Annotated in this window: 12 protein-coding genes and 1 tRNA gene; 3 read left to right on the top strand and 10 right to left on the bottom strand. The window is 49.5% G+C overall.

Going from position 1 to position 9,237, the window contains the following annotated elements:
• On the top strand, positions 1 to 358 hold a 358-nt coding region (locus tag Mcas_RS15650; protein ID WP_040336494.1), incomplete at its 5' end, for a transposase.
• Between the two features lie 80 nt (positions 359 to 438).
• Here Mcas_RS15650 and Mcas_RS15645 read toward each other — a convergent pair.
• The 10 genes from Mcas_RS15645 to Mcas_RS15605 all read right to left on the bottom strand — a co-directional run bounded on the left by Mcas_RS15645 (position 439) and on the right by Mcas_RS15605 (position 8,112).
• Positions 439 to 1,314: a TIGR02757 family protein gene (locus Mcas_RS15645; RefSeq protein ID WP_052567576.1), complete on the bottom strand. Its 876-nt coding sequence runs from the start codon at positions 1,312 to 1,314 to the stop codon at positions 439 to 441.
• Between the two features lie 7 nt (positions 1,315 to 1,321).
• A complete protein-coding gene (gene ruvC / locus Mcas_RS15640; protein WP_040336493.1) occupies positions 1,322 to 1,816 on the bottom strand; it encodes a crossover junction endodeoxyribonuclease RuvC in 495 nt (164 codons plus the stop codon).
• A gap of 21 nt (positions 1,817 to 1,837) precedes the next feature.
• On the bottom strand, positions 1,838 to 1,981 hold the full coding sequence (locus tag Mcas_RS18395) for a lipoprotein (RefSeq protein WP_156033432.1): 144 nt from the start codon (positions 1,979 to 1,981) through the stop codon (positions 1,838 to 1,840).
• Positions 1,981 to 3,366, bottom strand: coding sequence for an argininosuccinate lyase (gene argH / locus Mcas_RS15635; RefSeq protein WP_040336492.1), 1,386 nt, complete (start codon positions 3,364 to 3,366; stop codon positions 1,981 to 1,983). The genes Mcas_RS18395 and argH overlap by 1 nt, the downstream gene beginning before the upstream one ends.
• 213 nt (positions 3,367 to 3,579) lie before the next feature.
• Positions 3,580 to 4,461: a methylenetetrahydrofolate reductase gene (locus Mcas_RS15630; RefSeq protein ID WP_040336491.1), complete on the bottom strand. Its 882-nt coding sequence runs from the start codon at positions 4,459 to 4,461 to the stop codon at positions 3,580 to 3,582.
• Positions 4,461 to 5,162, bottom strand: coding sequence for a methylenetetrahydrofolate reductase C-terminal domain-containing protein (locus tag Mcas_RS15625; protein WP_040336490.1), 702 nt, complete (start codon positions 5,160 to 5,162; stop codon positions 4,461 to 4,463). Before Mcas_RS15625 ends, Mcas_RS15630 begins: the two co-directional genes overlap by 1 nt.
• A 21-nt stretch (positions 5,163 to 5,183) precedes the next feature.
• The gene (gene folD / locus Mcas_RS15620) at positions 5,184 to 6,041 is read right to left on the bottom strand and encodes a bifunctional methylenetetrahydrofolate dehydrogenase/methenyltetrahydrofolate cyclohydrolase FolD (RefSeq protein WP_040336489.1); all 858 of its coding nucleotides are present in this window, start codon (positions 6,039 to 6,041) and stop codon (positions 5,184 to 5,186) included.
• A gap of 108 nt (positions 6,042 to 6,149) precedes the next feature.
• Positions 6,150 to 6,710: a GTP cyclohydrolase I FolE gene (folE, locus tag Mcas_RS15615; RefSeq protein ID WP_040336488.1), complete on the bottom strand. Its 561-nt coding sequence runs from the start codon at positions 6,708 to 6,710 to the stop codon at positions 6,150 to 6,152.
• Positions 6,711 to 6,713: 3 nt separating this feature from the next.
• The gene (locus Mcas_RS15610; protein ID WP_040336487.1) at positions 6,714 to 7,319 is read right to left on the bottom strand and encodes a 5-formyltetrahydrofolate cyclo-ligase; all 606 of its coding nucleotides are present in this window, start codon (positions 7,317 to 7,319) and stop codon (positions 6,714 to 6,716) included.
• A complete protein-coding gene (locus Mcas_RS15605; protein ID WP_040336486.1) occupies positions 7,309 to 8,112 on the bottom strand; it encodes an ATP-binding protein in 804 nt (267 codons plus the stop codon). The genes Mcas_RS15610 and Mcas_RS15605 overlap by 11 nt, the downstream gene beginning before the upstream one ends.
• A gap of 138 nt (positions 8,113 to 8,250) precedes the next feature.
• On the opposite strand from Mcas_RS15605, the gene Mcas_RS15600 reads away from it, so the two are divergent.
• A tRNA-Arg gene (locus Mcas_RS15600) sits at positions 8,251 to 8,327 on the top strand.
• Positions 8,328 to 9,019: 692 nt separating this feature from the next.
• The coding region (locus Mcas_RS18915; protein ID WP_040336485.1) for an IS1634 family transposase N-terminal domain-related protein at positions 9,020 to 9,237 on the top strand (218 nt) is incomplete at its 3' end.

Genomic DNA, 9,237 nt, shown 5'->3' with positions numbered 1-9,237 from the left:
GCCGTATCTGAATTTACAAACTATAAGAGCATTTCATATACGTGAAAATTTTCAATCAATTTATACAGAACAGACACAAGAAGAATTTGAATTAAAACTACATAAGTGGTATTTTTGGGCAACTCATAGTCGCTTAAAGCCTATATATGAAGCAGCCAAAACAATAAAAAGGCATTGGTCAGGAGTAACGAGATGGTATGAAAGTAGAATAAACAATGGAATATTAGAAGGACTTAATAGTCTGGTACAGGCAGCTAAAGCAAAGGCAAGAGGTTATAAAACATTCAAAAACATAAAGACTATTATCTACATGCTAACAGGTAAGCTGGATTATACTAAGATTGGGCTACCCACTTGAAATGAAAAGGAACCAAAATATTGCATACTAATATGGCAAATTTCAGCGGTTTTCATTGGGCATACCGTTGTACGGGGCCGTCATACAAGCCCGATTTTATGTGGCCTGAAGGAACAGTCGTTACACTGGGTCTGTCCCTGTGAGGGGTTACAGTAACCGGATATGCCGTGGTGACACATGGCAAAGTCATACTTGACCGGGTCCTCGGGGTCAAAGGCCTTTAAGGCATCCGTGATCTCCTGAGCAGTCTTCCAGTCGTTGGTCTTTCTCTTTGTGAATCCCAGGCAGCGTCCTACCCTGGCTATGTGCGTATCAAGCGGGATAATGAGTGCACTCTTGGGTACCTCCCTCCATAGTCCGAAGTCTGTATCCTTGTCCCTCACCATCCATCGCAGAAACATATTCAGACGCTTACAGGCGCTGCCCTTATACGGAGAGGGAAACAACTGCACAAGCCCAGTAGGTCGGATATTGGCTCCGTAGACGGCAGTCGTGTCGATTTCGCCCACGTAATCGGTGAACCTGGCAAGCATGTTGTACACCAACTCTCCCCCGACCTTGGAGGGCAGCAGTGGAGACTTCTGGTAGTCATGTCTTAAAAATACAGATTTGACAGACCCCTTACGCCGCAACACCTTATGGATAAGGTATAGCAGGGCGCATATGTCCTTGCCCTTGTTCAGACGGTAGTATATGGATTCAAAGTTATCCCTCTGCCTTCTCACATCAAAGTCGTACAGGAATGCCGCCGGACTCTGTCCCATCCTGGAGAGGATTAACTCCGTTACAGGCTTAAACAACTCCACCTTGCCGTAGGCAAATGAGGAGGCAATAAGCGCCACCGTCTCAATATCCATGGGGTCGGTGTAGCGATGGGGAAACTCTATGGGGTCATTTAAGATACCCCTTTTAAAGTCAAACCCGGCATAAAAGCTATCAAGTACCTGTTTCAACATGGTCGCTTTATACACCCGCTAATGCTTTGTAGATATCAATGGAGTTGAGGTGGCAGAGGGCAAGGGCAAGGGCATCGGCACTGTCTGAGGTGAGTTCAGCGCCAATATCAAGGATCAGTCTGGTCATCTTTATTACCTGGTCCTTGTCGGCCCTGCCATAGCCCACCACGGCCTTTTTGACCTCCAGGGCACTGTACTGAACAACCGGGACATCCTCGATGGCGGCTGACAACATGGCCACACCACGCGCATGCCCCAAGTGCAACGCAGCCTGCTTACCCCGCGCATAGAACACCTTCTCTATGGCTGCCTCATCGGGGCGTACATCTCTTATAACTGCCCTCAGCCCTTCAAACAACTGCTTTAATCTTAGCTCCAGGGGCTTGGTCTTTGACATGCGGATATCGCCGGAGGTAACATAACGGAGTTCGTGTCCCTTTTTGGCAACCACACCATAGCCGCACACTATACTGCCAGGGTCGATTCCGATCACTACCTTCACTGGTGGAATCGGCCACAGGTGTTAATCAGTGGATTGCCTGGCAGGGCTTTCACTCTTTTCTTTATTCTTTAACGTTGGAGGTCCCTTCTTGCCACACGCACAGAGAGAAAGGCTCAGTGTGACAACCAGGATGGCTTGCAATGTCTTTCGCAATGTCTTTTGCATTAGTGAGTCTCTTTGCGGAGCTTTCTTAATCTATCGATCTGGCTTTTTATTTCTTGGGGTGAGGTGCCACCGTAGGCCCTTTTGTTGGCAATGGATATCTCAAGTGTCAGGGCGTTGTATATATCGGCCTCTATCTGTGGTGAAAAACCGTGGAACTGCTCCAGGGTTAATTCGCTTAGTTCTTTTTTATTGTTGTCGATGCAGTGTCTGACAATCCTGCCGGTTATTTCGTGTGCGCTCCTGAAGGGTACGCCTTTTCTGACGAGATACTCGGCGAGGTCTGTGGCCAGGGAAAAACCTCCGGCTGCGGTTTCATACATGCGAACGTTGTTAAATACAACATTGTGCATCATTTCATTTATGATCTCCAGGGATACCTTAACCGTATCGACGGCGTCAAAGAGGGCTACCTTGTCTTCCTGCATGTCCCTGTTGTAGGTCATGGGAAGTGCCTTCATCAGCGTCAGTATACTCATCAGGGAGCCATAGAGTCTTGCGGTCTTTCCTCTGATAAGTTCGGCCACGTCGGGGTTTTTCTTCTGTGGCATGATGCTTGAACCAGTGGTAAAGGCATCAGAGATTTCTATGAAGCCAAATTCCACACTAGACCACAGAACTATCTCCTCGGCCATCCTGCTGAGGTGCATCATGACAACGGCGGCATCCGATATAAACTCAACGACGAAGTCTCTGTCCGAAACGGCATCCATGGAGTTATCTGCGATACGTCCAAAACCAAGCAGCTTGGCCACATACCCCCTGTCGATATCCAGGGTGGTTCCGGCAAGGGCACAGGCACCCAGGGGCAGGGTGTCGATCCGCTTAAGGGCATCCTCAAATCTCTCCCGGTCACGCACGAGCATCTGTGCATAAGCCAGCAGGTGTTGTGCCAGGCAGACCGGTTGAGCCCGCTGCATGTGCGTATAGCCCGGCATGATGGTGTCTATGTGTCCCTCGGAGATATCCACAAGGGTATCGATAAATGCCTCAATCCGACGGCTCACCTCACGGGTTTCGTCCCTGAGATAGAGCCTGATGTCGAGGGCTACCTGGTCGTTGCGCGAGCGGGCGGTATGCACCTTTCTGCCGGCATCTCCGACCTTTTCTATCAGGGCGGTCTCTATATTCATGTGTATGTCCTCAAGTTCCTGTTTGAAGATGAAGCGTCCACTGCTGATATCTTCGGCGATTTCCTCCAGTCCTATCAATATGGCTTGGGCCTCGGGTTCAGTTATAATGCGCTGTTTTTGCAGCATCTTCACGTGCGCAATAGTCCCCTCAATGTCGTAAGGCCAGAGTCGCTTGTCAAACGATATGGACTCCGTAAAGCCCTCCACACTGGCCGCCACACCAGCATTAAACCTGCCAGACCATAGTTTCTTCATCTCTATTAAAGATATACTTTTATCTATACATTGGTCAAGAGATGTTCAGTGGTGAATTGTAAAAAATATATGTATCCTCTTAAAAAAGCAGGGTAAAATAGGGTCAAGGGGACTGGTCCCCTTGCAGGGGAGGTCTGAGGATGGGGCGAGCCACCCCTGGCTCAATTGTCGCACCCGCCCCTGCCACAAACCGCCCCCCCTTCTTTCTTCTTCTTATAACAGCCCTGCACGTTCCAGGATCGTGGGTACCTTGTCTTCCATGCCGATGGCCATGATGTGGACGCCATCGCAGATGTTTTCTTCCTTAAGTTGCCTGATGTGCATAGCGGTGATGTTGAGGCCGGTATCGAGGGCCTTTTCCTTGCCGGCTGTCTTCAGCTCGTCTATCAGGGGCTGGGGGACCTTTATACCAGGGACGTTTTTGTTGAGAAAGTTGGCCATGCCGACACTCTTTAATACCACCAGACCGGCCAGAATCTTTACCGGGAAATTCCTGGCAAAGACCATGAACTCCTTGAATTTGTCTATGTCATAGATGGCCTGCGTCTGGAAGAAATGCGCACCGGCCTTGACCTTCTTTTTGAACTTCATCAGTTGTGGCTCAAGGGGGTTTGCCTCGGGGGTGACGACCGCTCCCTGGAAGAAACTCGTAGTACCCTTTAACGCATTGCCATACATGTCCTTGCCGTTGTTGAGGCCATCGACGACCTGGAGCAGTTGCACCGATTCTATGTCATAGACGGGTTTGGCGCCCTTCTGATCCCCCGCCGAGACGTGATCGCCCGTCATGATCAGGACGTTGTGGATGCCCAGAACACTGGCACCTAAAAGGTCTGACTGCAACGCTATGCGGTTTCTGTCCCTGCACGTCATTTGAAGGATCGGCTCAAGACCCTGCTCGATGGCCAACTTACACACCGCCATCGAGTTTATGCGCATCACGGCTGACTGATTGTCGGTTACGTTTACGGCATCGAGTTTGCCTTTGAGCAGGTGCATGTCATGGAGCATCGTTGCTATATCGGTTCCCTTGGGCGGGCCGACCTCGGCCGTTACAACAAACTTACCAGATTGGAGGGTTTCTTTAAAGCTCATTATTTGTTCTCCTTCTCTTTTGACGATGCCGTTTTGTCTTTCTTTTTGTCCTCTTTTTTGTTATACAGCGAGTGTGGCTTCTGACTCTTTGACCAGTCCTTGGGTGGGGCGATTTCGTCCATTTTTTCCAGTTCGTTGAGTTTCTTCTGCCGTTCGTATATGCGTATCCACGCACAGGGAATATCGGCGCTGACTTCGCAGTTGCCGTCCTTCATGCCGCCACAGGGGCCATTTAAAAGCCCCTTGGGACAGTTGGTCACCGGACAGATGCCACCCGTCAACTCCAGGATGCAATCGCCACAGAGCGAACAACGCTCATCAAACATCTGGAACCGTGTCATGTTGCCCAAAAACAGGCTGTCATTGGAGGGATAGACCGGCTTGTCAGGGAATATCTCAACGGCGCTCTGGGTGCCCGCCCCACAGGACATGACTATTATGACCTCGGCATCGTTACAGGCATCCTTGTCCTTTTTCAGTTCGATCTTTGTCCCCAACGTCTGGCACCCGGTCTTGGGTACCATCCCGCCAGTGACGGTCTTGCCCGCCGCAGTAAGCGTCTGGGTCAACTCCTTGATGGCCTCCTCATTACCCGTGCCACAGAGGGCGGCACACTCCGAACAGCCTATCAGGTAGAAGCTCTTGTAGCGATCTAGGGTCTGTAGTAACTTGTTGGTGTCCTTCTTGGTAGTTATAATCATGGTGTAAAATCTCCCGTGTTTTTACTTGTTGGTTAGGGTAAATTTGGCGGCTTCTATCGTGTTATACATCAGCATGGCTATTGTCATGGGGCCCACGCCACCAGGGACGGGTGTGATAAAGCCGGCCCGCTCCTTTGCCGCACCAAACTCCACATCACCAACGAGCTTGCCATCTGCCCCCACGTTAATGCCTATGTCTATGACGGTTGCACCTTCCTTGACCCAATCGCCCTTGATCATTTCGGCCTTCCCTATGGCCGCACAGAGGATGTCGGCACTGAGGCATACCTCCTTGAGGTCTGTCGTCCTGCTGTGGCAGATTGTAACAGTGGCATGTTTACGTAACAGCAGCATCGAAATTGGCTTACCCACTATCACACTCCTGCCAACGACCACGGCGTGTTTGCCCTTGGGGTCGATTCCGTAGGCATCCAGGAGCTTTATGCAACCGTGGGGCGTGCATGGCAGAAAACCCGGCTCGTCCAACAGCAATCTGCCAAGGGCATCGGGGCCAAAGCCATCGACGTCCTTTTCGGGTGCTATGCGGTGCATCACGGCCTTTTCATCAAGGTGCTTGGGCAGAGGCAGTTGCACCAGTATGCCATGCACCTTGGGGTCTGCATTGAGGTCGTCTATGAGCTTGATAAGCTCTGCCTGTGTGCTGGTATCAGGTATCTTGTGACCCAGGCTCTTGATGCCAAGCGTTTCACACATCTTTTCCTTGCTTCCAACATATTTCTTTGAAGCGGGGTTTTCTCCCACCAGGACAACGGCCAGCCCAGGCTCCACACCCTTGGCGCGCAGCCCTGCCACTTCCTTTTGAAGCTCATCCGTAATATCCTTTGAAACCTTCTTGCCGTCTATTATGGTTGCCGACACAAAATCCTCCTTAATACTTACTTGATAAAATCTATCTGTTTATAAAATATCTGCCCCGGGGCGTACCCACCGGAGATAACCTCAAGTAATACTTGAGAGTTAATTGCTCTACGATTGTCGTATCAACGACAGTATCTCATCGCGCGTAGACTTCCGCGTCCTGAATATACCTCTGACGGCGGAGGTAACAACCTTGGCGCCTTGCTTCTTTAACCCCCGCATACTCAGGCAGAGGTGTTCGGCCTCAATCACCACCATCGTACCCTTGGGACGCAGTGAATCCATAATAAGGTCTGCCAGTTGCGTTGTGAGTCTCTCCTGGACCTGGAGGCGCTTTGCCATGAGGTCGAGGGCCTTTGCCAGCTCACCGATACCCACGATCTTACCGCCATTTGGTATGTAGGCGATGTTGGCCGTTCCAAAAAAAGGCAGCATGTGGTGTTCACACATGGAATAGAACGTAATATCCTTGAGGATCACCATTTCATCATAGTTTTCGCCTTCTATGGGTTTAAGCAGCTCTTCCTCCGGGGTGGCCATCCCCGACAGTATCTCCTTGTACATGGCTGCAACCCGATGTGGGGTCCTCTGAAGACCGGGTCTTTGGGGGTGCTCACCGATTCCCTCAAGGATTAACTCCACGCCGCGTTTTATTTTTTCGATATCCATATTTTATGCCGTTGCGGGCATTTGCAGTGCCGGTCTGATGATACCGGTATCGGTAATTATTATGTCAACCCTGACGTCGTGTTCCTGCATGGGGATGTCATCCACCATTTGCTCTGCGTATGCAAGGGCAACCAACAGGGGGCGCCTGTATTGCATGGAACTCAACAGTCTGTCGTAGAACCCGCCGCCATAGCCAAGTCTGCCACCGGCGGTATCAAACGCCACACCGGGCATCACAATAAGGTCAAAGCGACTCAACTGCTCAGTGTCTATGCGTCGTGATTGGGAGACGTCCGGCTCGGGGATATTCATACATCCACTTACAAGCTCGGCCATATGGCGTATCTCGTATATGTCCAACTGCCGTTTCAGCATGTCAACCTTTGGCAACGCCACCAACTTGCCACTGCCAAGGGCATCCGCTATGATTGTGAGGGTCTCAGGTTCGCTCCTGAAGGAGGCGTAGAACATCACCTTTGTGGCATCTCTGAACTGCCTGAGGTGGAGCAGTCTGGTCTTTATCTCTGCATTCCTGGCGTCCTTGTCTGCGGCACTGATAGCGTCCCGACTGCGCAGGACTGACCTTCTGATGCCCGATTTAGTTGTCATTTTGTACGTTGCCTGTTTTTTTTATGGCAGATTCAATGGTGTTCTTGATGAGTTTTATGTCTTCAACGGCTTCGGGGGCATTTTTGTATGGAGGGACACCCTTGATATCGGCCTCCACCACGGCCTGACTAAAACCAACTGAGCCGACATAGTTCATCCCCTCCAGGAGACCCCTTATAAACTCGACATCCGAGCTGCCTCTGACCTTGCCGGCAACTACGAAGACGTTTGCAACACCGAGGGTCTTGGCCATGTCTCTGACAACAAGGGCAGTCTGGATGCTTCGCTTGCCAGGTTCAACGACAACGATAAAGGCATCAACCCCCTCTGCCGTCCCCCTGGTGAGGTGCTCAATGCCGGCCTCCATGTCCACGATAACAACGTCATCCCTTTCGGTGACAAGGTGTTTGAGCAGGCGTTTGAGAAATACGTTCTCGGGGCAGTAGCATCCCGATGCGGCCTCCTTTGACTTGCCCATGACAAGGAGCGTTATCCCGTCTACTTTGATGCTACATGCCCGGGGGATGTCATCAACCCTGGGGTTTAGCTTGAACACCCCACCCATACTACCGGGTTTGGCACCGGTGCGTTCTTCTATCAATTGTCCCATTTCGGCAATGGGGCGCAAATTCTTTGTTTGTTCCTTGTCCAGTCCGAAGGCGGCTGCCAGGTTGGCATCGGGGTCGGCATCGACCGCTATAACAGCCCTGCCCTCAGCCGCATAGAGGTGACTTAGTACAGCAGATAGTGTGGTCTTACCAACGCCACCTTTTCCCGTTATAGCTATTTTCATTGTGATCTATAATAGCATCTATTGACCTGAAGTGTCAAAGGGGGGAAACAATTTCCTGAAAACTATAGCTCCATAAATTTAGCCATTGCATAATTTTTGGCACTTGTGTATAATAATAACATTGGCTTAAGAATTAAAGCCCCCTTAGCTCAGAAGGATAGAGCACAGGATTCCTAATCCTGGTGTCAGAGGTTCGAATCCTCTAGGGGGCACCAAACTCCATAAGCATACAAGCCAACCTCCAAAGTATCACAGGGTATAATACGGTATCATCAGGTGTCAAAACTGCTCGCATATTGCGAACAGTGGACGCAGGAATACGCCCAAAACGCACCCACCCCCTGGCCGACGTAGACCGCTGATTTTCCTAGTGCCACTAAATGACGCACCGCACCCAAAAAACACCCACCCTTCCCCGTCACATGTGAAGTAAACTTCACTGGATTTTCCGTACCGCCATCGGTTAGACTATCGGCAGGGTGATTATGATATGACCGGTATCGATAGCCAAGCATTTTCAATGCCCAATGCAAAAACTTCGGAGGTGTAGTATGACTACACAAAACCTTTTTTATAAACCTCATCATGTGTCCCTATATTGATAAGATGGATAGTGTCATTGTTTAGTTTAAAAACAATACGAATGAGCCTCTTGCAAAAATAAACCAAAACTCACTTAAAGATATCTGCCCTACCCTCATCAATGAGGTCTAAATTTTACTCGTTAATATAAAAACTTCTAATTTTTCAATTTTATATCGGATATTCTGTAAACAGTAAGCATAGATATCAATAAAGATGGCAGGGTACGGATATTTTTTAGCCAAAATGTAGACACTAAAATAGTCGAATGTACAAAAATAACGCTTGACAATTAAATTAACTATGATATATAATAGTAGTCACTATGTATATAGATTACTCAACGATAAAGACATCTAGTGGCAAAAGTCACACGAGGATATTATTACGTGAATCCTATAGGGATGATGGCAAGGTAAAAAAACGGACTTTATCAAATCTTACACATCTTCCTGCAAATATTATCAGGATGATCAGAGACATGTTGACAGGCACTGGAAAACCAATAGATAAGAAAGTGATAGAGACGGATAAGGTTAGCGT

Origin of the sequence: Candidatus Magnetobacterium casense (assembly GCF_000714715.1) — a bacterium.
Taxonomy (GTDB): Bacteria; Nitrospirota; Thermodesulfovibrionia; order Thermodesulfovibrionales; family Magnetobacteriaceae; genus Magnetobacterium; species Magnetobacterium casense.
Note: the sequence above shows the minus strand (reverse complement) of the source record. Positions and strands in the feature narration are given on the sequence as shown.

Bases quoted from the DNA above. Each gene is read 5' to 3' on its own strand.
- Mcas_RS15645 (WP_052567576.1), bottom strand. From the start codon at position 1,314: ATGTTGAAACAGGTACTTGATAGCTTTTATGCCGGGTTTGACTTTAAA.
- Mcas_RS18395 (WP_156033432.1), bottom strand. From the start codon at position 1,981: ATGCAAAAGACATTGCGAAAGACATTGCAAGCCATCCTGGTTGTCACA.
- argH (WP_040336492.1), bottom strand. From the start codon at position 3,366: ATGAAGAAACTATGGTCTGGCAGGTTTAATGCTGGTGTGGCGGCCAGT.
- Mcas_RS15630 (WP_040336491.1), bottom strand. From the start codon at position 4,461: ATGAGCTTTAAAGAAACCCTCCAATCTGGTAAGTTTGTTGTAACGGCC.
- Mcas_RS15625 (WP_040336490.1), bottom strand. From the start codon at position 5,162: ATGATTATAACTACCAAGAAGGACACCAACAAGTTACTACAGACCCTA.
- folE (WP_040336488.1), bottom strand. From the start codon at position 6,710: ATGGATATCGAAAAAATAAAACGCGGCGTGGAGTTAATCCTTGAGGGA.
- Mcas_RS15610 (WP_040336487.1), bottom strand. From the start codon at position 7,319: ATGACAACTAAATCGGGCATCAGAAGGTCAGTCCTGCGCAGTCGGGAC.
- Mcas_RS15605 (WP_040336486.1), bottom strand. From the start codon at position 8,112: ATGAAAATAGCTATAACGGGAAAAGGTGGCGTTGGTAAGACCACACTA.